General features: G+C 61.5%; 20 protein-coding genes and 1 tRNA gene. 6 read left to right on the forward strand and 15 right to left on the reverse strand.

What is annotated here, in order from left to right; genetic code table 11:
- Nucleotides 1–5: 5 nt before the first annotated feature.
- The 6 genes from HPTL_RS05675 to mltG are packed head-to-tail and all read right to left on the reverse strand — an operon-like array spanning nucleotide 6 to nucleotide 5,686.
- Nucleotides 6–1,649, reverse strand: a complete 1,644-nt coding sequence (locus tag HPTL_RS05675; protein WP_119335105.1) for an acyl-CoA synthetase — start codon at nucleotides 1,647–1,649, stop codon at nucleotides 6–8.
- Nucleotides 1,646–2,443 carry a TatD family hydrolase gene (locus HPTL_RS05680; protein ID WP_119335106.1) on the reverse strand — a complete coding sequence of 266 codons (798 nt, stop codon included), beginning with the start codon at nucleotides 2,441–2,443 and terminating at the stop codon, nucleotides 1,646–1,648. The genes HPTL_RS05675 and HPTL_RS05680 overlap by 4 nt, the downstream gene beginning before the upstream one ends.
- 25 nt (nucleotides 2,444–2,468) lie before the next feature.
- Nucleotides 2,469–2,867 (reverse strand): PilZ domain-containing protein, encoded by a 399-nt coding sequence (locus HPTL_RS05685; RefSeq protein ID WP_119335107.1) that lies wholly within the window; start codon nucleotides 2,865–2,867, stop codon nucleotides 2,469–2,471.
- The gene (locus tag HPTL_RS05690) at nucleotides 2,867–3,931 is read right to left on the reverse strand and encodes a DNA polymerase III subunit delta' (protein WP_119335108.1); all 1,065 of its coding nucleotides are present in this window, start codon (nucleotides 3,929–3,931) and stop codon (nucleotides 2,867–2,869) included. The genes HPTL_RS05685 and HPTL_RS05690 overlap by 1 nt, the downstream gene beginning before the upstream one ends.
- The gene (gene tmk / locus HPTL_RS05695) at nucleotides 3,924–4,607 is read right to left on the reverse strand and encodes a dTMP kinase (protein ID WP_119335109.1); all 684 of its coding nucleotides are present in this window, start codon (nucleotides 4,605–4,607) and stop codon (nucleotides 3,924–3,926) included. Before tmk ends, HPTL_RS05690 begins: the two co-directional genes overlap by 8 nt.
- The gene (gene mltG / locus HPTL_RS05700) at nucleotides 4,604–5,686 is read right to left on the reverse strand and encodes an endolytic transglycosylase MltG (protein ID WP_197713607.1); all 1,083 of its coding nucleotides are present in this window, start codon (nucleotides 5,684–5,686) and stop codon (nucleotides 4,604–4,606) included. Before mltG ends, tmk begins: the two co-directional genes overlap by 4 nt.
- Before the next feature lie 38 nt (nucleotides 5,687–5,724).
- Between mltG and ygfZ the strand changes: the two genes are divergently transcribed.
- Nucleotides 5,725–6,456 (forward strand): CAF17-like 4Fe-4S cluster assembly/insertion protein YgfZ, encoded by a 732-nt coding sequence (gene ygfZ, locus HPTL_RS05705; RefSeq protein WP_119335110.1) that lies wholly within the window; start codon nucleotides 5,725–5,727, stop codon nucleotides 6,454–6,456.
- On the forward strand, nucleotides 6,453–6,641 hold the full coding sequence (locus tag HPTL_RS05710; protein ID WP_119335111.1) for a hypothetical protein: 189 nt from the start codon (nucleotides 6,453–6,455) through the stop codon (nucleotides 6,639–6,641). Before ygfZ ends, HPTL_RS05710 begins: the two co-directional genes overlap by 4 nt.
- An 11-nt stretch (nucleotides 6,642–6,652) precedes the next feature.
- Here the strand turns inward: HPTL_RS05710 and HPTL_RS05715 are convergent, their stop codons facing one another.
- Genes HPTL_RS05715 through HPTL_RS05730 form a run of 4 tightly spaced genes read right to left on the reverse strand, consistent with a single transcriptional unit; the run spans nucleotide 6,653 to nucleotide 12,569 of the window.
- The gene (locus HPTL_RS05715; protein ID WP_119335112.1) at nucleotides 6,653–9,205 is read right to left on the reverse strand and encodes an ABC transporter permease; all 2,553 of its coding nucleotides are present in this window, start codon (nucleotides 9,203–9,205) and stop codon (nucleotides 6,653–6,655) included.
- Nucleotides 9,205–10,413 carry an amidohydrolase gene (locus tag HPTL_RS05720; RefSeq protein WP_119335113.1) on the reverse strand — a complete coding sequence of 403 codons (1,209 nt, stop codon included), beginning with the start codon at nucleotides 10,411–10,413 and terminating at the stop codon, nucleotides 9,205–9,207. The genes HPTL_RS05715 and HPTL_RS05720 overlap by 1 nt, the downstream gene beginning before the upstream one ends.
- Before the next feature lie 18 nt (nucleotides 10,414–10,431).
- A complete protein-coding gene (locus tag HPTL_RS05725) occupies nucleotides 10,432–11,136 on the reverse strand; it encodes an ankyrin repeat domain-containing protein (RefSeq protein ID WP_170141286.1) in 705 nt (234 codons plus the stop codon).
- Entirely contained in the window at nucleotides 11,133–12,569 is a 1,437-nt protein-coding gene (locus HPTL_RS05730; RefSeq protein ID WP_197713608.1) for a Ppx/GppA phosphatase family protein, read from the reverse strand. The genes HPTL_RS05725 and HPTL_RS05730 overlap by 4 nt, the downstream gene beginning before the upstream one ends.
- A 112-nt stretch (nucleotides 12,570–12,681) precedes the next feature.
- Between HPTL_RS05730 and ppk1 the strand changes: the two genes are divergently transcribed.
- A complete protein-coding gene (gene ppk1 / locus HPTL_RS05735) occupies nucleotides 12,682–14,766 on the forward strand; it encodes a polyphosphate kinase 1 (RefSeq protein ID WP_119335116.1) in 2,085 nt (694 codons plus the stop codon).
- Between the two features lies 1 nt (nucleotide 14,767).
- On the opposite strand, the gene HPTL_RS05740 is transcribed toward ppk1, so the two are convergent.
- Nucleotides 14,768–16,708, reverse strand: a complete 1,941-nt coding sequence (locus HPTL_RS05740; protein WP_119335117.1) for a RelA/SpoT family protein — start codon at nucleotides 16,706–16,708, stop codon at nucleotides 14,768–14,770.
- Between the two features lie 24 nt (nucleotides 16,709–16,732).
- Between HPTL_RS05740 and HPTL_RS05745 the strand changes: the two genes are divergently transcribed.
- The 3 genes from HPTL_RS05745 to HPTL_RS05755 are packed head-to-tail and all read left to right on the forward strand — an operon-like array spanning nucleotide 16,733 to nucleotide 18,887.
- Nucleotides 16,733–17,665 carry a DMT family transporter gene (locus HPTL_RS05745; RefSeq protein ID WP_119335118.1) on the forward strand — a complete coding sequence of 311 codons (933 nt, stop codon included), beginning with the start codon at nucleotides 16,733–16,735 and terminating at the stop codon, nucleotides 17,663–17,665.
- Nucleotides 17,662–18,444, forward strand: coding sequence for a M90 family metallopeptidase (locus HPTL_RS05750; RefSeq protein ID WP_119335119.1), 783 nt, complete (start codon nucleotides 17,662–17,664; stop codon nucleotides 18,442–18,444). Before HPTL_RS05745 ends, HPTL_RS05750 begins: the two co-directional genes overlap by 4 nt.
- On the forward strand, nucleotides 18,441–18,887 hold the full coding sequence (locus HPTL_RS05755; RefSeq protein WP_119335120.1) for a host attachment protein: 447 nt from the start codon (nucleotides 18,441–18,443) through the stop codon (nucleotides 18,885–18,887). The genes HPTL_RS05750 and HPTL_RS05755 overlap by 4 nt, the downstream gene beginning before the upstream one ends.
- 4 nt (nucleotides 18,888–18,891) lie before the next feature.
- Here HPTL_RS05755 and thpR read toward each other — a convergent pair whose 3' ends face one another.
- From thpR to HPTL_RS05775, 4 genes are all read right to left on the reverse strand, one after another.
- Entirely contained in the window at nucleotides 18,892–19,446 is a 555-nt protein-coding gene (gene thpR / locus HPTL_RS05760; protein ID WP_170141287.1) for an RNA 2',3'-cyclic phosphodiesterase, read from the reverse strand.
- A gap of 14 nt (nucleotides 19,447–19,460) precedes the next feature.
- Complete coding sequence (ispF, locus tag HPTL_RS05765) at nucleotides 19,461–19,991, reverse strand: 2-C-methyl-D-erythritol 2,4-cyclodiphosphate synthase (RefSeq protein ID WP_119335122.1); 531 nt, start codon at nucleotides 19,989–19,991, stop codon at nucleotides 19,461–19,463.
- A complete protein-coding gene (gene ispD / locus HPTL_RS05770) occupies nucleotides 19,981–20,808 on the reverse strand; it encodes a 2-C-methyl-D-erythritol 4-phosphate cytidylyltransferase (protein WP_119335123.1) in 828 nt (275 codons plus the stop codon). The genes ispF and ispD overlap by 11 nt, the downstream gene beginning before the upstream one ends.
- Nucleotides 20,776–20,851 (reverse strand) — tRNA-Val (locus HPTL_RS05775). The genes ispD and HPTL_RS05775 overlap by 33 nt, the downstream gene beginning before the upstream one ends.
- Between the last annotated feature and the right edge of the window lies 1 nt (nucleotide 20,852).

Genomic DNA, 20,852 nt, shown 5'->3' on the forward strand with positions numbered 1-20,852 from the left:
GTGGGTTATTCGATCGCTTCTTGCGAACGCGCCTGCTCGCGCAAGATGAATTTCTGAATCTTACCCGTCGAGGTCTTCGGCAGCGGCCCAAAAGTGAATTTCTTGGGAATTTTGTAGCCGGCGAGGAATTGGCGGCAGTGTTGCTGCAACTCCTCAGGGGTGACGGAAGCGCCTTCCCGCAATTCGATGAACGCGTGCGGTACCTCACCCCACTTCGGATCGGGGGAAGCGACGACCGCAACCGCCATCACCGCCGGGTGTTTGTAGAGCGCATCTTCGACTTCGATCGACGAGATGTTTTCCCCGCCGGAGATGATGATGTCTTTGGCGCGGTCTTTGATCTTGACGTAGCCGTCGGGTTCGAGCACGCCCAGGTCACCGGTATGGAACCACCCACCGCGGAACGCCTCTTCCGTTGCGGCCGGGTTCTTGAGGTACCCTTTCATCACCAGGTTGCCGCGGAACATCACCTCACCCATCGTCTGGCCGTCACGCGGCACCGGTTGCATCGTATCGGGGTCGAGCACCGAAATCGCCTCTTGGGCGTGGTACGGCACCCCTTGGCGACCGTTCAAGCGCACCTGCTCGGCAAGGGAAAGCGTCGCCCATTCGTCGTGCTTGGCGCACACTGCGGCCGGTCCGTAGGTTTCGGTGAGGCCATAGACGTGGGTGATTTCGAACCCGATTTCGGCCATCGCTTGAAGGACGGCAGCAGGCGGCGGCGCAGCGGCGATCAGCCCTTTCACGGTTCGGCCCGCTTTGCCGCTCTTCCACGCTGGCGGCGCGGCATTGGCGATCATGCTGTGGACGATCGGTGCGCCGCAGTAGTGGGTCACCCCGTGCGTTTCGATCGCGTCCCAAATCCATTTCGGGTCGACGCGCCGCAAGCAGACATTGACACCAGCGTTCGCAGCGACCGTCCACGGGAAGCACCAGCCGTTGCAGTGGAACATCGGTAAGGTCCAGAGGTAGACCGAATGGTGCGACATCCCCCATGAGACGATATTCGAAAGCGCGTTCAGGTAGGCGCCCCGATGGTGGTAAACCACCCCTTTCGGGTTGCCGGTGGTCCCTGAGGTGTAGTTGAGCGAGATCGCATCCCATTCGTCGTCGGGATAACGGAATGCGAAGTTGGGGTCACCGCCACTCAAGAGCCCTTCGTAATCGAGTGTGCCCAGAAGTTCCCCCGGTCCGGAATATTCGGGGTCGTCGACGTCGATCACCAAAATCTTTCGGTCGATACGCGCGAGCGCGGCTTTGACGGTATGTGCATATTCGCGGTCGGTGATGAGGACCTTCGCTTCCCCGTGTTCCAGGATGAACGCGACCGTTTCGGGGTCGAGTCGGGTGTTGATGGTGTTGAGCACCGCCCCCGCCCCCGGGACCCCGAAATGGCATTCGAGCATTTCGGGGGTGTTGTTGAGCACCACCGCGACCGTGTCGTTCTTCCCGACCCCAAGATGGTGCAACGCAGAAGCCAATCGTCGCGCCCGTTCGGCAAACTGGGCCCAGGTATAACGGCGGTTGCCGTGGATCACTGCCAGCCGATCGGGGTACACGGCAGCGGTGCGTTGCAGGAAGCTGAGTGGCGTGAGCGGCACGTAATTGGCTTCACACCGCTCGAGCCCGACTTCATACGCTTTGGTCATGCGGAGACCTCCTCTGGGTGGGTTAGGCGCAACGAAAAGAGACGGCAGGCATTTTCCGTAGTACGTTCGGCAAAGGTGGCGAAGTCGATTCCGAGAAATTCCGCTAAAAATTCTGCGGTGTGGCGCACAAAGGCGGGTTCGCATCGTTTGCCACGGTGCGGGACGGGCGCCAGATAGGGGGCGTCGGTCTCGACCAGGATCCGGTCGAGCGGAACGTAACGGGCTACCTCCCGGACCGACGCCGCGTTCTTGAACGTGGCGATCCCTGAAAAGGAGATGTAGAAGCCGAGATCCAATGCGGCTTTCGCCGTTTCGCGGCTTTCGGTGAAGCAGTGCATCACGCCGCCGACCGCTTCTGCCCCCTCTTCACGAAGGATTGCGATCGTGTCGTGCGCGGCGGCGCGAGTGTGGATCACGAGCGGCAACTTCAAGGTGCGGGCCGCCTGGATATGGGTACGAAAGCGGGTGCGCTGCCACTCAGGCGCGTCGGTGAGGCGATAATAGTCGAGCCCGGTTTCCCCGATCGCGACGACTTTGGCGTGGTTCGCGAGCGCAACCAAGCGCTCCACGGTCGGCTCCTCGACGCCTTCGTTATCTGGGTGGACGCCGACGGTGGCCCAGATATTGGGGTGGGCTTCGGCAATTTCCAGTACCTCTCGCGCGCGTTCCAGCGTGGTGCCGATCGAAACCGCTGCGACGACGCGGTTTGCTGCCATATTGGCCAGAACTTCGTTCAGTCGTTCTTTGAGTCCGGGGAATTCGAGATGGCAATGGGTGTCGATCAGTTGGGTCATGGTCGTCTTTTCGCTTCCGTTGGGGTCATAACGTGTGGGTGGTTTTGCCGGAGCCGATGAGTGCCCCAAGTTTTTGTTCGATCAGCGCTTTGACTTTGGGCGTGAGTTCGCCATCGTCGAAATGCACGCCTACGCCCTGGACGCGCCCTCCGGCGACGTTCGGCGGGTTGATCCACGCAACGGTACCCGAAAGGAGGATCGGTTCCGGTTCGTCCGGGAGTTGCACGCGAAGAAAAAGGGGATCGCCCAAACCGAATTTCCGGTTGGTCGGGACGAAGAGACCGCCCCGTTTCAGCCAGGGCATATAGGCGGCGTAAAGCGCAGAGACGGCTTCGATGTGCACAGCGAGCACGGTGGCGCGGCTGCTTGCCTTTTCGCCCATTGCGTTGCTGTTCGCTTCACTTGCCGCGTCTGGGGAAACCATCACGAAACTCCGTCGCAGTAATTCAGCCACAGGGTTTCGCAGAGCGACGCCGTGTTGAGGGGATGATCGACCCACGGCGCGATTGCCGTGGCAAGGCGGGCGATGCGAAACCATTCGATGGGCGAGCGCCGTTTGGCCACGGCTGTGATCTGCGCTGCAGCATCGGGAAAGTGTAAGCGTTCCGGACGATTCGCGCAAGCATCTCCCAAGGTGGCGATGGTGAGCAGATCAGCGAGCCAGTACTGGTACCAACGAAAAAGCTCGGCGAAGCGCAGCCCGTTGGGATCCCCCTCTTGCGCTTTGAGGCGCTGCGTCCATTCGCTGGCCACCGCGATCGGTTGCCGCCATGCGCATTCGGCGGCGTCGCGGACGAACGCATCGCGCAGCGCATTTTTTCCGGACGACAAGAAGCGCCATGCCGCAAGCGGCGCACCCCGATGCAGCGCCAAAGCCGCAGCGATCGCCTGTTGGGGGTCCTTGGCGGGTTCTGCCTGCGCGCCGGCCTGCTGCCACGCCGCGCGCAACCACGCTTCGGCTTGCGCGATCGGGGGGGGAAGGATGCGCCACTGTTGGGTCCGACTGAGAATCGTGGGTAACAACCGTCCAGGCGCGTCACTCACCAAGACGAACAGCACCGCCTGCGGCGGCTCTTCCAGAATTTTGAGTAACGCGTTCGCGGTGTAGCGATTCATCGCTTCGGCCGGTTGGATCACCACTGCACGGCGAACCCCGTGCGCAGAAAGCGCAAGGTCCGCTTGCAACGCGCGCACAGCGTCGATCGGTATGCCCTGCGTACCCGATTGCGGGGTCAATTCGAAACGATCGGGATGCGCGGTTTCGTCGTCGAGCGTACAGGCTGGGCATTGGCCACACGGTTCGATTCCGGCTTCGGGGGGGGCAGCGCAGGTCCAGCGACGCGCCAATAAAGCGGCTAGGTGGTGTTTGCCGACCCCTTCGGGGCCTGCCAGCAAAAGCGCTTGCGGCGCCCGCCCCTGACGCCATGCCTGGAAGAAGCGTTCGATCCAGGGCATCAGCCACGGGTAAGCAAAAGCGGCGTCACCCATCGTGCGCCACTCCCTGCGACGGTGATTGTCGGGTCTTGGGTGCAAACCACCGTTGGGCAACGGTCGCCAATACGATTTCGGTGAGCCGCTCGGGTGGTAACTGCGCGTCCAAAACACAGTAGCGTTCGGGGTCTTGCGCAGCGCGCGCCAGGTACGCAGCGCGCACTGCGGCAAAGAATGCTTCCGACTCGCGCTCGAAGCGGTCGCACGCGCTGGGACCGTCAGAGAGATCTCGGTTGGCCCGCCGTTTGGCCGCCGCGGCTACCGGTAGGTCGAACAAGAAGACCAGGTCGGGTTGCCGGCCAGAACGGGTCCATTCGTCGAGTTGGCGAAAACGTTCGCGATCGACCCCTCGTCCGCCAACCTGGTACGCGAACGAGGCATCGGCAAAGCGGTCACACACCACCCATCGTCCCGCAGCCAACGCGGGATCGATCACCGTGAGGAGGTGTTCGCGCCGTGCGGCACAGATCAGCATCAATTCGGTCTCCGCGTGCATATCGTGCGTCAAGACCAACGTACGGATCGCTTCGCCAACGGGGGTGCCGCCCGGTTCACGCGTGGTGACGGTGGCTACCCCCTGCGCTTGCAGCCACTCCGAGAGCGCCGCGATCTGCGTGCTTTTGCCGGCACCGTCGATTCCTTCGAAAACCAAGAAACGGCCGCGCGTGCTCATTGGGTGGACTCCGCATTCCGCATCGCTTGACGATACGCGCGAACCGCGCGATTGTGTTCGGTTAGGGTTCGGGAAAAGATGCTGGTCGCGTCGGTGCCGCTTGCGACGAAGTAGAGATAGTCGGTCTTTTCGGGGTGAGCAACCGCCTGAAGCGACGCCAAACTGGGCAGTGCAATCGGTGAGGGCGGCAACCCCTGCCGGGTATAGGTGTTGTGGGCGGTGTCGTGGCGCAGATCCCGCTTACTGAGCGAACCGTCGTAGCGTTCGCCCAGCCCGTAGATCACCGTTGGATCGGACTGCAATGGCATCCCTTTGCGCAGGCGGTTGAGGAAAACGGATGCGACTTTGCCGCGATCTTCCGGGTGGGCGGTCTCTTTTTCGACGATCGACGCCAAAATCAACAGGGCTTCCGGGGACTCCAGCGGAAGGTCGGGGTCACGTCCTGCCCAAACTTCTGCCAATACGCGACGCATCCGTTCGTGTGCCTGCCGGTAGATCGTCTGGTCTGGCGTCATCCGGTCGAAGAGGTAGGTATCGGGAAAAAACCACCCTTCGGCATACGGAACTTGGGCGCCGATCGCAGAGAGGATCGTCTGTTCGTCCGCGCCTTGCAGGGTATGGGTCAGATAGGGATGCGCGTCGATTGCCGCCTGCATCTGGCGAAAGGTCCACCCTTCGACGATGGTGATGCGGTCGCGGATCACCTCGCCACGAACGACCATCGCGAGCGCCTCTTGCGGCGAGACCGACGGTGGAAATTGGTAATATCCAGCGATCACCCGCTCAGGCCGCTCCCGCCAGACCAGCCAGCGCCACAAAAGCGTTTCGCCGCCAAGCGTTTGCGCCAAGCGCTCCGCGGCGCCGATCACACCGGTTCCGCGGGGAATCTGCACCGAGACCGTTTCGGTGACCGGAAGTGGCGTTGTGCGCCACCGTTCCAGCAGCGTCCAGACGCCACCCAGCGCAACGAGCACAAGAAGGAGCAGTGCAAAACCCAACCGAATGCCACCACGCATCGCAACAGGGGGTGGCGCAACGCACGGTTGGATTTCCAGGTGCGGGCAAAAGCGGGTCGTCATGGGGTCGATTCTAGCGAATTTTGCGATAATACCGTCCCATGGAAAGCGCACACGTTGATTCGACCCAGCCCTTCGCGACGTTGCTGGTCAATGGGCCAGACGCACAACGCTTCTTGCAGAGTTTGACGTGCAATGACGTCACGTCATTGACGACAGATGCGCGGCAGTGGAATGGGCTATGCACCCCCAAAGGGCGGTTGTTGGCCATTTTCTGGTTGGAGCGTGTCGAGGAGACCACTTTTCGGATCCTCATCGATCCCGAAAGTGCGCCGTTTCTCCAAAGCACACTCCTCAAATATCGTTTCCGCAGCAAGGTAACGATCGACCTTGGCGCCGAAACGAGCGGCCTGACGTGGGCAACGTTCGTTGCCGAGGGTTGGCCGTGGATTTTGCCGCCAAACCGGGAGATGTTCTTGCCACAATGGGTGAATCTCGACCTCATCGGTGGCGTCAGTTTCAAAAAAGGGTGTTACCCTGGGCAAGAGATCATTGCCCGTACCCGCTATTTGGGAGAAGTCAAACGACGAATGGTCAAAGTGGTGGGCGCGGGTGACCCACCCGCTGCGGGTACGCCTTGCTTTAGTGCGGCGATGGGCGAACAGACTGCCGGGCGCGTGGTGCTTTCCGTGCCGCACCCGGACGGTTATGCGGCGCTTGTATCGGTCCCGAAATCGGTGATCCCGGAAGGCACCGTGGCGATCGGCGCGCCCGACGGCGCGAAAGCGACCCTCACGCCGCTTCCTTACGCGCTCGACGAGGTCAAAGGATGAACTGGAAGCGCCACGCCAGCCTCATCGGCAACCTGCTCCTTTTTATCGCATTCGTGATGCTCTTTTACTTCGGCGCGCTGTGGGAGCGGTTGGGGGTTGGGGCGTTCCTGCTTTGGATGGCGGTTGCTGCGGCGGGCGTCTTCGCGATCCTCAACGCCGAAACGCCGCACGACCCCAACCTCTGACGCAGTCATGGTCATTGTGGTGACGCTGCGCGCAACACCGTGAGGGGCGGCTGCGCGAGGAGCCCTTTGGCGCGCCACCACCCTAGGATGCCGACCAGCACGGCCACGATCAGCGCAGCAGCCGCAAGCGGCCCCCAGCGTACGGGGAGCAGCAGATCGAAGAGGCGATACGCCAACCACGATCCCAGCAGACTGGCGGCGAGCACCGAAAAGAGCGCGGCAAGCGCGCCAACGGTAGCGGCTTCGCCGAGCAGGAACGGATGGGCAACGCGTTCCTGCAGCCCCAACGCTCTGAGGAGCGCCACTTGCTGCGCGCGCCGCTCGTCTCCAGCAGCCCAACCCAAAAGCAGGACCAGACCGCCTGCTGCCAACGCGAACGCGAAGACGGCTTCGAGTAAGCGGGTGACGTCGTTACTCAACCGTTCGAACTCTGCGCGCAATTGCTCGACGTCGATCACCGTGACGTTCGGAAATTGCGCAACCAGCGTGCGTTCGAATGCTCGCTCATGCGGTGGCAACCGAATCGCAGCCATAAAGATTGCAGGGAAATGTTCCAACGCGGCTGGCGTGGTGATGAAAAAGAAATTGGGGCGCATCGACTCCCACCGCAGCGCACGAATCGAAGTGATCGATACCGTCACCGTTTCGCCTGCGATCCCGAACGTCACCGTATCGCCCACTTTGATGTCGAACAGTTTCGCCAATCCCGCCTCTACCGAGGCTTCGCGCGCCGTGCTGTCACCGTGCCACCGCCCGGCGACGATTCGGTTGTCCTCAGGCAAAGCGGTGGACCAGGTGAGGTTGAACTCCCGATTCGCCAAACGCTCGGCGCGCGGGTTGGCGTCCAAAAGCGCTTGTGGGATCGGTGCGCCGTTGATCGACTGCAATCGACCGCGCACCATCGGCCAAAAGCGCGGCGGAGCGATGCCCGCTTTTTCGAACTGTGCCGTGAGCGGCGCAACCTGATCGGGCATCACGTTGATCACGAAACGGTTCGGCGCATCAGGCGGAGTTTGGTAGCGCCACGCCGCCAGGAGGTCGCTGCGCACGAAGAGCAACAGCCAAATCGCGGTCAATCCCACAGCGAGCGCTGCGACCTGAATCGCCACCGTCAGGGGCTGGCGCACGAGAAAGAGCAAAATGAGGCGAACTGGCGTGGGCGTCCGCTGCGGCAGAAAACGGTAGGCGAAGCGAAGGAGGACAATCGCCAACACACCGAAGCCGCACGTGATCGCAGCAATCACCGCAAGCGCGGTCACTGCGAGCTGCCATTCGCCCGCCAATGCTACCGTGACGCCGGCAAGAGCCCCACTGGTGGCAAGCACCCATCCGAGCCACCCCAAGGGATGGCTGGGCGGCGCGACGTGGCGCAACACAGCGATCGGCGGCAGACGGACCAGCCAGACGAGCCACGGTGTGACAAATGCAGCGACCAGTACGAAACCAAGCAGCGCAGCCGGCCATCCGGCAACGAACGCAGCGGGCGCAAGTCCCGTGTGCGCAACGAGCGCTTGCAGCAATTCGGCAAAGAGCGATTGTGCGCCCCACCCGATCACCAACCCGGCTCCGACTCCCAGTGCCGCCAGAACCAAAAAGCGCAACCCCAAGAGCATGAGGAGGCGCAAGCGGCTGATCCCCAGCGCGCGAACCACCGCAACGCGACGGGTCAATTGCAGTGCGACGCGCCGCGCTGCCAGCGCCACCGCGACTGCGGCAAGTACCACAGCAGCGATGGTACCCAAGCGCAGGAACCGCTGCACCTGCTCGAGGAGCGTCTTGACCGACGGTTGGGCTTCGTCGACTGCGACAAGCCGTTCCCCCGGTTGCAGCAAGGCTTCGATCTCCGCTTTGATCTGGGGTAGCGCTGCTTGCGGCGCGACGATGTGCCAGCGCCAAGTGGCCCGGCTCCCCGGGGCGATCAGCCCCGAACCGTCGAGCGTTTCGGTCGAAACGATGACTTCGGGCAGAAAACTCAAAAAATCGGCCCCTTGTTCGGGAGTCGATTCGAGGATCCCAGCCACCACCACCTCACTGCGCCCCAGGGCGAACGTCATTCCCTCGCGCAATCCCAAGAGCGCTGACAGACGGGCGTCGATCCACGCTTGGTTGCTTGTCAGATTGGCTGCATCGACGATCACGAGTCGAGGATTCTCTTCGGTCGCCGCTTCATCGGTAGATCCCGCTGCACGGAGTCGGATGGTGCCGCGCAGCGGGTACCCTGGTCCAATCGCACGCAGCGCGACGAGTTGTCGATCACCTTGCGGCGTTCGTACCATCGACGTCGTGGTGACCGATTCGGCTACCCGAATTTCCGGATGCTGCGCGCGCCACCCGTGCCAGCGCGCAGCAAAGGGGCGTGACGATGCGATTTGCAAGTCTCCAGCAAGCCACGCTCCGGCCTCGGTCACCAGTGTCGACGTCAAGCGGTCGTTTAGCCACGCAACGGATGCAACGCAGGAGACTGCAACGGCGAGCGCTGCAACGAGCGCCCAGAGTCCACCCGCGCCATCAAGGAGCGCGCGCGACAGCCGCCAATGGTGCCAACCCCGTTGCCACGAACGCATCACCCCTCCGAAGCCAAGCGATCGCGCACCAACCGCCACCAGAACGCTGCGCCCAGGGGCAGGATCGCATCGTTGAAATCGTACCGGCTATTGTGAAGCACGCACCCGCCCTCCCCTGGCCCGTTTCCGATCCAGAGATACGCGCCGGGGCGTTTTTGCAAGAAATAGGCGAAATCTTCCGCCCCCATCGATGGGGGTTGGTCGCGCAGCACACGTTCGGCACCGACGACGGTCGCGGCGGTACGTGCCGCGTTTTCGGCAGCGGTTGCGTCGTTCACGGTCGGCGGATAACCGTCGTGCCAGCGCCATTCGGTTTCGGCGCCGACGCTCGCTGCGATCGCCGTGGCCAAGTGCGTTGCGGTTTCGATGATATGGAGCATCGTCGCGTCGGAAAAGGCACGGACCGTTCCGGCAAGGGTGACGCGATCGGGCAGGACGTTGTACGCGGTTCCCCCGTGGAACTGCGTCACGGAAAAGACCGCGGCTTCTGTTGGCGGGATCCTACGGCTGATCGCACTTTGTACGTACGTGACGAACTGACTGGCGGCAACAATGAGATCGGCACCCAAATGGGGCATCGCTGCGTGGGTGCCCGATGCTCGGAAAGTCAGGTCGAAACTCTTGGTGCCTGCCATCACCGGGCCGGTATGAACCGCAAAGGTGCCAACCGGCAAACCCGGCCAGTTGTGCAGTGCGTAGATCTCGTCGATCGCAAAGGCATCGAGCACCCCTTCTTCGACCATGACGCGCGCCCCCCCGCCCCCCTCTTCCGCGGGTTGGAAGAGGAAAACGACCGTCCCCGCGAAATCGGGTTCTGCAGCGATCGCTTCTGCTGCAGCAAGCAGCATCGCGGTATGACCGTCATGGCCGCACGCGTGCATACGGCCGGGATGGCACGAACGGTGGTCGAAGGTATTGGCCTCTTCGAGCGGCAGTGCGTCCATGTCGGCACGAAGCGCGATCGTAGGCCCTGCACCCATGGTGCCGGTGATCGATGCGACCACGCCCGTTTTCGCCCACCCCGTCTGCGGGGTCAGTCCGATCGCGCGCAACCGTTCCGCGACGAAGGTCGCGGTTGCCTCCTCTTGGAAGGCCAACTCAGGGTGGCGGTGGAGATGTCGCCGCCACGTTTGCCATTCGGCGAACCGGTGGTGCCAGCGGTCATGCCACCGCTGCCATACCGGGCTCTCCAACGTCAAGGGTTCCATCGTCTCCTCCGACTCCGTTCATTCGATCGAGAGGTTGAGTTGCGTCGGTGGCAAACCTTTTTGCCGGCGAACCGCCTCGATCTGTTGCGCAATCGCGGTTTCCCCTTTGCTGAGCGCAAGCGTCACCGCAGTGTATCCGCGGTCAGAACGCGCTTCGGTATCGGCGCCGTGGGTAAGCAGCCGCGCAACGACCGCGGCGTGACCGTTTCGGGCCGCCCACATCAGGGGGGTCATTCCGTTCTCCGAAGCCCGGTTGGGGTTCGCGCCGGCTTTGAGCAACAAGTCGACGATCGCGGTATGGCCTTGCATCGCGGCGTAGATCAGAGGGTTCCAGCCGTCGTGATCGAAGATGGCCCCAGCTTCGATCAGCTGAGCGGCAATCTGGGTATATCCGCCATAAGCCGCCGCCATCAACGCGGTTTCGCCGACGAGGTTGCGTTGATTGACCGAAGCACCGTGACGAAGAAGCGTACTGACGAGCTCCGTTTTCCCTCGACGCGCAGCCCAGACCAGCAAGGGATTGCCTTCACGGTCGCTGACGTTGGGGTCGAGCCCCCGCGCGACGAGCGACGCGACGGTTTCGACATCTTCCTGCGCCAATGCGCGTTGCAGCTGTGCATAGATCGCTGCGCCATTTTCCGCCGTCGCACCGACTGATGCGAAGAATGGCGCGAGGCACGCCATCCAGGTTACGATGATGCGTTTTCCCTCCCAGCGTCTCACGGGGCCTCCTCGTTTTCCTGACCGACGAAAGTAAGCGGTTTGTTCACTTTTTCCCATTGTTCGCGCTCTGCCAGCAACAAGGCATGGGTGAGCGGATGGTTTCTTGCGAAATCGACAGGCAAGCCAATACGATACCCTTTTCCTGCCCGTGCTACTTCGAGTTGTGGAAGCGGCTTTTGGTTTCGCGCGCGCGCAAGGATCACCGCCAACCGGAGCGCCAAGATCGCGTCCCACTCCGGGTCGTACTCGGCCAACTCTTTGAGCCGCGCGAGTTCGCCCCGATGCGCCAAGACCCAACGCGCCAGTCGCGCTTGATCCGATTGCGAAAAACCGGGGAGATCCGCGTTCGCAAGCAAATAGGCACCATGTTTGTGGTAACCACTGTGCGCGACGAAAAGTCCTACTTCGTGCAGCCGCGCTGCCCACGACAGGAATTGGCGCATGGGGTGGTAGGGATCCTGCCATGCGGGTTGTAACTGTCCAGCCAGTCGCAACGCTTCGGCTTCGACCCGCAACGCATGCGGGCGGTCGACCTGGCACCGTTCCATCAACCGTTCGACGCTCGCCTCCCGGATATCGTGATGGTGCGTGCGCCCCAACAGATCGTAGAGCACCCCAAGCCGCATCGCGCCGTTGGCATACCGCGCCTCAGCAATCGCCAACGCTTCAAAAGCCGCTTTCATGATGGCCAAACCTGCAGCGAAGAGATCGGCGCGCTCCGAACGCATACCGGGTAATCGAGCGATGCGCTCGACCGCTTTGGCGTCGAGTATGACGCGTTCGATCTCCTGCAATACCGGCAGCGTGATCGCCTCGTCGGTCAGTTCCATCGCAACCGCAACGTCACGGATCGCGCGGGCCGAACCGCTCGAAACGAAGACCTGCTCCCAGCCGATCGTGCGGTAGGTTTGCGCGATCGCCTCGAGTTCCATGCGCGCAGCGGTGGTCGCTTGAGCGAAACGCCGCGGCGTCACTTCCCCATCGGGAAAAAAGCGAGTGGTGAAACTGACACAACCCATGTAGAGGCTTTCGAGCCATTCGGGCGCAAACCCACGACCGATGATGAATTCAGTGGAACCGCCACCAATATCGAAAATCAAATTCTGCCGATGAGGGTTGGCGATCGAATGGGCAACGCCCAGATAGATGAGGCGCGCCTCTTCGCGACCAGAGATCACCTCGATGGGAAAGCCCAAGAGTTCCTGACCTTCGGCGATGAAATGCGCCGCATTTTTTGCGACACGGAGCGTATTGGTCGCCACGGCACGGAGCGCATCCGGCGGAAAATCGGCAAGCCGCTCCGAAAATTGCGCCAGCGCTTGCCAACCGCGGCTCATCGCTTCCGGCGTCAACCACTTCTCGGCGGTCAGGCCTGCCGCAAGACGGACCGGAACTTTGTATTCGTCACGAGGAAAGACAAGCTCCCCGTCCACGGCGGCGATCGTGAGGCGAAACGTATTGGACCCTAGGTCTACGGCTGCAAGCTTCATCCCGCCATTGTACGCATATCACGGTACAATTGGTCAGAACGCACAGGAGGAGAAGATGCCCACCCCCGTTCCACCACCGGCGAACTACTCAGCCGACCATTTTTTCAACCGCGAATTGTCGTTGTTGCAATTCCAAAGGCGGGTATTGGCGATGGCGGAAAACCCAGCTACGCCGCTCATCGAACGGGTGCGCTATCTCTGCATCGTCTCCAGCAACCTCGACGAATTTTTCGAAATCCGCGTCGCTGGGCTCAAAGAGCAGCAGCACCAAGGACTCACGCGCGCCGGCATCGACGGCATCGCGATCGACGAACTCTTGGAGCGGATCGGCAAAGAGGTCCATTCCCTGGTTTCGCGGCAATATGCGCTGTGGAACGATACCTTGATCCCGGCGCTGGCGCGGGAAGGGGTCGTCTTCGTCCGCCGCAACCACTGGACCGACGCGCAACGGGAGTGGCTCGAGCGCTATTTCGTCGACCAGATCGAACCGCTCCTTACCCCGATCGCGCTCGATCCCGCCCATCCTTTTCCGCGCATCCTCAACAAGAGCCTCAACTTCGCGATCGAACTCGAAGGGAAAGACGCGTTCGGGCGTACCTCGGGCCGGGCCATTTTGCAAGCGCCACGGGCTTTGCCCAGAGTTTTGCGGCTCCCCAAAGGGCTTTCCGAACACCCGTACGCGTTCGTCTTCCTCTCTTCGATCATTCACGCCAACGTGCACCGCCTCTTTCCGGGCATGACGGTAAAGGGGTGTTACCAATTTCGCGTCACGCGCAATTCCGACCTCTTCCTGGACGAAGAGGAGATCAAAGACTTACGGGATGCGCTCTCCGGCGAACTGCGGCAACGCCACTTCGGTGACGCCGTGCGTCTGGAAGTGGCCGACAACTGCTCCGAGCAGATGGCCCGGTTTCTGCTCGAGCAGTTCGGCCTGACCGAGCAGGCGCTCTACCGCGTTCCGGGGATCGTCAATTTGGTGCGGTTGATGGCGATCTGCGACGAAGTCGATCGGCCCGACCTCAAATTCCCCCCCTTCACTCCTCGGGTTCCGAAAGCGTTGGCGCGCCCTCAGGACACCTTTGCCACGCTCCGTCGCCAGGATCTGCTGTTGCATCACCCGTACGAAAGTTTCGAGCCGGTGATCAACTTCCTGCGGATCGCGGCCGACGATCCGAACGTCGTCGCGATCAAAATGACCGTCTATCGCACCGGTATGGATTCGATCCTGATGGAACAGCTGATCCGCGCCGCACAGTTGGGGAAAGAGGTCACCGTGGTGATGGAGTTGATGGCGCGGTTCGACGAAGAGGCGAACATCCGCTGGGCAAGAAGGCTGCATGAAGCGGGCGCCCATGTGGTTTATGGCGTTTTCGGCTTCAAAACCCATGCAAAGCTCTTGTTGGTAATCCGCCGCGAAGGGGGGCAACTGCGTCGCTACTGCCATATCGGTACAGGCAACTACCACCCAAAAACCGCTCGTCTGTATACCGATTTCGGATTGCTCACCGCCAACCCGGAAATCGGCAGCGACGTCGATGCCATTTTCCGATCGATCACGGGCATGGGCGATGCACCGCAATTGCGCCATCTTTGGCAGTCGCCCTTTACGTTGCATGCCAACTTGCTGGCGCACATCCGCGCCGAAGCCGACGCAGCGCAGGCTGGACGTCGCGGGCGAATCATCGCCAAGATGAACGCACTACTCGAACCCCACCTGATCGAAGCGCTCTACGCCGCGTCGCAAGCGGGTGTGGAGATCGACCTCATCGTTCGTGGCCCATGCGCCCTCAAACCGGGCATAGCAGGCCTTTCGGAAAACATCCGCGTGCGCTCGATCGTTGGACGCTTCTTGGAGCATCACCGCGTCTTCTATTTTTATGCGGACGGGGCGCGCAAAGTCTATCTTTCCAGTGCCGACTGGATGGATCGCAACTGTTTCCGCCGCGTCGAAGTCGCGTGCCCGGTGTTGGACCCGGCGCTCAAACGGCGGGTGATCAAAGAGGGTTTGCGCATCTATTTGCTGGACAATGCGCAAGCGTGGGAGTTGGGACCGGACGGGCGCTACCGGCTCAAGCACGCCCGGACGATGCGGCGTGCCGCACAAGAGCTGCTCCTTAGAGAACTCGCGAAAAGCAACTGAGTCAAGACGACTCCCACGTCGCCGGTAATACCCGTTCGGGGTGGACGTGCCGCAGGCGTGCGATCTCCGGACACGCTTGGTGGTGAATGGTGAGCCCGCGGCTGCGGCTCAAAAATGCGACGATCGCATCACCTAGTTGGGGTAAACAACATTTCGCTGGTTGTGCGTAAAAGCCACGCTCCCCGCCGATCACCACAGACGCGACGGCATTCGGGCCCACGTGATCCTGCGGTGCGCGACGGCGCGCTGCGGAAGCCGATTCACTGGCGTCCGGCTTTCCTTCGACCGCTTCGAGCAGCGCTTTGGGCCCTACCTCGCCCCGGGCGAACGCGCGGTAGAGCGCAGCCGGTTCTTTGAATCCCAGTCGTGCCGCCAAATCATCGACTTTGGTCTTCGTTTTCCCAGCACGGGCGAGCGTCTGCTCCACGAGCGTTTTGCCGCGCGCTTCGAGTTGCGCTTGCTCGGCCTGCGCGAACCAGAGTCGAATCTTGCTGCGCGCGTGGCGCGTCACGACAAACCCAGGTTGTAACCAGTCACGCGACGGCCCACCCGTTTTCGCGGTGAGGATCTCGACCGTTTGTCCGGTCGTCAACGGTGTGTTGAGCGGGACGATCTGGCCATCGACCTTCACCCCCCGGCAGCGATGCCCCACGTCGGTGTGGATGCGATAGGCGAAATCGATCGGCGTTGCGCCATACGGCAGGTCGATCACGCGACCTGCCGGTGTGGTCACGTAAATCACCTCCTCTTTGATTGCGCGCTTGACCCGATCGGCCCAAACATTGGCGTCGGCGACCTCGTCGCGCCACGCCAACAACGAACGGAGCAACGCGATCTTTTCGTCGTACGAAGAGGGCTTCGGCGCCCCCTCTTTGTAGCGCCAATGGGCTGCAACGCCGAATTCGGCGGCACGGTGCATTGCGAAGGTGCGAATCTGCACCTCGAGCGGACGTCCGTCTGCTGCGACCACTGCCGTATGGAGCGATTGATAGCCGTTTGCTTTCGGGCGGGCGATATAGTCGTCGAACTCCCCTTCGATCGGCTGGTAACGGGCGTGCACCTCGGCAAGCACGGCGTAACAGTCGGCAACCGTGGGAACCAAGATGCGCACGGCACGCAGATCGTAAATTTCGCGTAGGTCCAACCGTTTGCGCTGCATCTTGAGAAAGATGCTGTACAGATGCTTGGGGCGCCCTGTCACCTCGAACGGCGCAATTTTCATCTGCTGCAACAGCGCGGTAAATTCCGCAATCCGTTCCGTGATGAACGCTTCTCGTTCCACCCGTCGCTCTTCGAGGCGTTTCGCCAACGACTTGTAGGTTTCGGGATCGAGCAGACGGAACGCAAGGTCCTCGATCTCCCACTTGAGTCGCCAAATTCCCAACCGGTTCGCAAGCGGCGCGTAGAGTGTCTGCGATTCGGCCGCATAGGAACGGGCACTTTCGTGCTCCGGGTGCTTCGCAAACCAGCGAAGGGTCATCACCCGAGAGCTCAGCCGCAGTAGCACCACACGGACATCCTCGACCATCGCGAGCACCATCTTGCGCACCGCTTCGATGGTGTCACGCTCCGGCGCGCCGTCGCCACTGCGCAACCGCACCCCATGGAGCCGCTGCAACCCTTTGATGAGCCTCAGGACGTCAGGAGATAAAGATTCTTGAATCGCATCCCACTGTTCCGGTACGCGCGTGGGAACCGGATAGAGCAACGCTGCCAAGCGGCTGGCTAAATCAAGCTTCAGTTCCGCAGCCAATAACGCCATCCCAAGGGCATGGGACCAGACCGGTTCGCCCGTTTCCAGCGTCAAACCCTCCAGCCAGCTCTGGGCATCGCGAGCTACCGTTTCCAACTGTAGGCGCTCTGGCTCGCTCAGCTCGATGCCGAGCGCCGCTTGAGCGGTCTCCCAAGAGGCTACGGCTACGGATGAGGTGGTTGCAACCATGACGATTTGTGCGAAACTTCGATCATGCGATTATCCCATTGCGCTGCAGCTCTGCGTCACGCTTACGCACTCTTGTTTTATACCGTTTCCTTTTGGTCGGGAAACATGGTGTTGGCACGCGCGTTTCGCGACGATTTACCCCCGATCCAGCTCGCGATGGCCCGGTGGGTGATCGCGTTTTTCCTCTGCCTTCCGTTTGCGCTCCCCCTTTGGCGTACGCACTGGCCACAGATAAAAACGCACTGGCGGTTGCTGACCCTTTTGGGCGTGTTGGGGGTCGGTTGCTACAACACTTTTGCGTATATGGCACTGCAATACACGACCGCGATCAACGCCACTTTGCTCAACACGTTGATTCCGATTGCGACGATGCTGCTTGCCGCAGTGCTGGTCCATGAGCCACTCAGCGGGCGCAAAGGGGTCGGCATCGTGCTGGCGTTGTTGGGAGTGGGTACCGTGATCACCCGTGGTGATTGGACGTTGTTTGCGCAACTCGAATTCAACCGGGGTGACCTCTGGATGCTCGCAGCGGTGTTTTCTTGGGCGCTCTACACGGTATTGTTGCGTCGCCGTCCCGCTGGGATCGACCCCCTCGTGCAGCTGCTCTTTTACATCGCGGTTGGTATCGTGGTTTTGATCCCGTTCACGCTGTGGGAACACTACGGGTTGGGCAAAGTCCCCACCCTTTCCCTGACGACGCTTCTGGTGATGGCTTATACCGGTCTCTTTCCCGGTTTTCTCGGCTACATTTTCTACAATGCCGCGGTTGCGGTCGTTGGCGCGAGCACAGGCAGCCTCTTCCTCTACGCGATGCCGGTACTGGCGGCGCTGCTTTCGATTCTCTTTTTGGGCGAAAGTCCGCAGTGGTACCACGCCATGGGGTTTGTCCTGGTCTTTGCTGGGATTCTCATCACCCTTCCTAGGACATCTCCTTCCCGGATAGGGCATTCCCGATGATCCGCTTTTGGCGCGCAACGTTCGGCGCGGTGCGTCGGGCGCTCTTTCCCAGCCGGCAGCAAACAGACGACGGGCGCTTGCCTTATGCAGAGAACGCCACTTTTTGGCGCACGATCGCAGCGTCCTTGCCGTTTGCGGTCACCACGAGTGAATTTGATCGCTTACAACGGCTTGCCGAGGCTTTCCTGCACGAAAAGCGTTTTTGGGGGGCACATGGCTTCGCGATCACAGCGGAAATCGCTGGCACCGTCGCCTGGGGGGCTGCGCTTTTGGCGTATCGTCACGGACTTGCGCTCTATCGCGATTTCGTGGGGGTGATCCTCTACCCGGCCCCGTTCCGAGTCCGCCGCCAGCTCCACACGGAGGCGGGGATCGAAAGCGAATGGGACGATACGCTGGACGGCGAAACCTGGGAACAAGGACCAGTCCTCGTCACCTGGCAGCCTGACCCCACCGAACGCTGGGCGGTGATCCTTCACGAGTTGGCGCACCGCGTCGATTTCGCTTGCGACGGACTCTGGAATCGGCACTGGGAAGCGGCTTGGGATACCGCGCACCGCGCGGTGCGTCAAGGCGGTACGCTGCCGTTCGACGACTACGCGCTCACCGATCCTGCCGAATTCGTCGCGGTAACCGCGGAAGCCTTCTTTTTGACACCCACAAACTTGAAGTATTGGGATGAGCGACTATATTTAGAATGGAGCCGGGTAACCGGGCTCGACCCGGCTCGCAATGGCTCAGAGCCTGTCGTTCCAACGGAAAGGAGTGAGGCATCATGAAAAAAACCTGGGTGGTCGTTGCCAACGCAAGTACGGCGAAAATCTACCAAGCACTGAATGCGAAAGGAGAATTGGCGTTGATCACAACCCTTAGCCACCCGGAAAGCCGATTACGGAATCAAGACCTGGTCACGGACAAACAAAAAGAACACCACAATGGCGGTGCGGCAACGCCGCACGACGGTGAACGGATCTCGCCGAAAGCCGTCGAAGCCCAGCGTTTTGCGCACGAGATCGCCGCGTACCTGAAAGAGGGGCGCGTACAACAACAATTCGAACGGTTGATCGTTGCGGCAGCCCCCCAATTCAAGGGAGTGTTGATCGCAGCGCTCGATGCTGCTACCGCGAAACTCGTCGAAAAGAGCATCGACAAAGACTATACGCAGGAGGATGAGCGCACGCTCGGCGAACGGTTGGCCGAGTCGATCCGGTACGCTGCGTGAACCCTCACCCGAGTACTTCGTAGCGCGCCCCAGCGCGGCCCAGATGCGAACGGTAAAGGAGCGGCCGGATGGGGCGTTGCCAGCGACACGGTGGCAACTCAGGTAACGCGGGGCATGCGCGTACCCCGCGCAACAACGTCAAATGCGGGCGCCAAGGGCGCCCCTTTTCGTCTACGACGCCAAGCGGCTGGAACGCCGCGATGAGCGCCTGGTGATAATCGCGCCAAGCCGCTGGCAACCGATCGGTGGTGAGGACCACGACACGAGCGTTTGACCAAAACGCGATACGATCGAGGACGAGCGGCACGCGCGGTGTCGCAGGTAACCCTTGCACCGTTTCGTGCAACTGCGAAAGCTGAGCGCAGGGCACTTCGCCGAAAAAAAGTAACGTCACGTGCCAATTGCGCGCGGGTACCAGGCGAAAGGTGTGCGCCGCCGTTTGCGCACGAAGCGCTTCGTTCACAAGGCGCACCGCTTCACGGTGCCAAGCGTCCGGTGGGGGAAGCGCCAGAAAAAGACGTATTTTTTCTGAAGCGTCGGGAATCTCCGGTGCCGTCATGACGAAACACCCCGTTACGGCGTTCGCCATAACAGCACTACGGCCTGCGCCGCGATCCCTTCTCCCCGCCCCAATGCGCCCAGCTTTTCGTGCGTTTTCCCTTTGATCTGGATCTGTTCGGTATCGCAGTCGAGCGCGGCAGCCAGTCGCGCCTTCATCGTTGCGACGTACGGCAGGATTTTCGGGCGTTCACAGATCACCACCGCGTCGAGATTCGCGAGCTGCCAACCCAACGCAGCGACACGGCGCCACGCCTGCGTCAGCAGCACAAGGCTGTCTGCGCCTTGCCAGCGCGGATCGTCGTCGGGAAAAAGCGCGCCGATATCGCCCAACGCCGCGGCGCCCAAAACCGCATCGGTGATCGCATGCGCGAGCACGTCGGCGTCCGAATGACCCTTGAGACCGAACGGCGCGGGAATCACGACCCCGCCGATCACGCACTGCCGCCCCGGCACCAACGCGTGGACGTCGTACCCGATTCCCACTCGAAAAGGAGGAGCGTGTACCGGTCGCGCTTCGCGATTCGTTTTGGGATTATCCGACATCAGAAAGCGAATCCTCTTGTAACGACCAAATCGCTTGCGCCAGTTCTAAGTCGCCAGGAAGCGTCACCTTGAGGTTGCTCCAATGCCCTTTCACCAAGATGGGTTGCAACCCAAGGCGTTCGACCGCGCTGGCTTCATCCGTGGCATCGGGAAAACGGTCGAGCGCTTGGCGTAACACGGCCAGACGAAAGAGCTGCGGGGTCTGCGCAAGCCAGATGCGCTCACGTGGCACGGTCCGTTCGACGACGGGGAAACTGTTAGGCGACGTGTGTGGGGTCGCGACCTTGACCGTATCGGTTGCAGGAATCGCGATCAAGCCACCCACATTGCTGTTGCCGACCGATCCGTGGAGATGTTCGATCGTCTCTGTGGTGAGACACGGGCGCGCTGCATCGTGAACGAGCGCCCAATCGTCGTCGCCAAAGCCTTCGGCATGCGCCACGCGCAGGCCTGCACGAACCGAATGGGCGCGCGTTGTACCGCCCAGCCGCACGACGCGGAGCCGTTCGGCGACAGCGAACGCTGGAGGTAGCTGGGCAAGGTGGGGGGTAACGAGCGTATCCCAGTATCGATCATCGGGCGCCAAGACGACGTAACAACGTTCGATCCAGCCCACGCGCAAGAGGCGTGACAGGGTACGCACAAGGAGCGGAGCACCGGCAAAAGGGAGGTATTGTTTGGGAAGCGCTGCGCTCATCCGCGCGCCAATGCCCGCGGCGGGGATCACAGCGAACGTTCGGGTATGCGTCGTCACGACGATTGGGCACAGGTCAAGCGGTGCGGGTGGTGGGTGCTGACGGACTCGAACCGCCGACATTCGCCTTGTAAGGGCGACGCTCTACCAACTGAGCTAAGCACCCG

It is taken from the genome of Hydrogenophilus thermoluteolus, from assembly GCF_003574215.1.
GTDB classification, from domain to species: Bacteria; Pseudomonadota; Gammaproteobacteria; order Burkholderiales; family Rhodocyclaceae; genus Hydrogenophilus; species Hydrogenophilus thermoluteolus.

Bases quoted from the DNA above. Each gene is read 5' to 3' on its own strand.
- HPTL_RS05685 (WP_119335107.1), bottom strand. From the start codon at position 2,867: ATGGTTTCCCCAGACGCGGCAAGTGAAGCGAACAGCAACGCAATGGGC.
- HPTL_RS05710 (WP_119335111.1), top strand. From the start codon at position 6,453: ATGAACTGGAAGCGCCACGCCAGCCTCATCGGCAACCTGCTCCTTTTT.
- HPTL_RS05715 (WP_119335112.1), bottom strand. From the start codon at position 9,205: ATGCGTTCGTGGCAACGGGGTTGGCACCATTGGCGGCTGTCGCGCGCG.
- mltG (WP_197713607.1), bottom strand. From the start codon at position 5,686: ATGACGACCCGCTTTTGCCCGCACCTGGAAATCCAACCGTGCGTTGCG.
- HPTL_RS05750 (WP_119335119.1), top strand. From the start codon at position 17,662: ATGATCCGCTTTTGGCGCGCAACGTTCGGCGCGGTGCGTCGGGCGCTC.
- HPTL_RS05745 (WP_119335118.1), top strand. From the start codon at position 16,733: ATGCGATTATCCCATTGCGCTGCAGCTCTGCGTCACGCTTACGCACTC.
- ispF (WP_119335122.1), bottom strand. From the start codon at position 19,991: ATGTCGGATAATCCCAAAACGAATCGCGAAGCGCGACCGGTACACGCT.
- HPTL_RS05755 (WP_119335120.1), top strand. From the start codon at position 18,441: ATGAAAAAAACCTGGGTGGTCGTTGCCAACGCAAGTACGGCGAAAATC.
- HPTL_RS05740 (WP_119335117.1), bottom strand. From the start codon at position 16,708: ATGGTTGCAACCACCTCATCCGTAGCCGTAGCCTCTTGGGAGACCGCT.
- HPTL_RS05675 (WP_119335105.1), bottom strand. From the start codon at position 1,649: ATGACCAAAGCGTATGAAGTCGGGCTCGAGCGGTGTGAAGCCAATTAC.
- ygfZ (WP_119335110.1), top strand. From the start codon at position 5,725: ATGGAAAGCGCACACGTTGATTCGACCCAGCCCTTCGCGACGTTGCTG.
- HPTL_RS05720 (WP_119335113.1), bottom strand. From the start codon at position 10,413: ATGGAACCCTTGACGTTGGAGAGCCCGGTATGGCAGCGGTGGCATGAC.
- tmk (WP_119335109.1), bottom strand. From the start codon at position 4,607: ATGAGCACGCGCGGCCGTTTCTTGGTTTTCGAAGGAATCGACGGTGCC.
- ispD (WP_119335123.1), bottom strand. From the start codon at position 20,808: ATGTCGGCGGTTCGAGTCCGTCAGCACCCACCACCCGCACCGCTTGAC.
- HPTL_RS05690 (WP_119335108.1), bottom strand. From the start codon at position 3,931: ATGGGTGACGCCGCTTTTGCTTACCCGTGGCTGATGCCCTGGATCGAA.
- thpR (WP_170141287.1), bottom strand. From the start codon at position 19,446: ATGACGGCACCGGAGATTCCCGACGCTTCAGAAAAAATACGTCTTTTT.
- ppk1 (WP_119335116.1), top strand. From the start codon at position 12,682: ATGCCCACCCCCGTTCCACCACCGGCGAACTACTCAGCCGACCATTTT.
- HPTL_RS05680 (WP_119335106.1), bottom strand. From the start codon at position 2,443: ATGACCCAACTGATCGACACCCATTGCCATCTCGAATTCCCCGGACTC.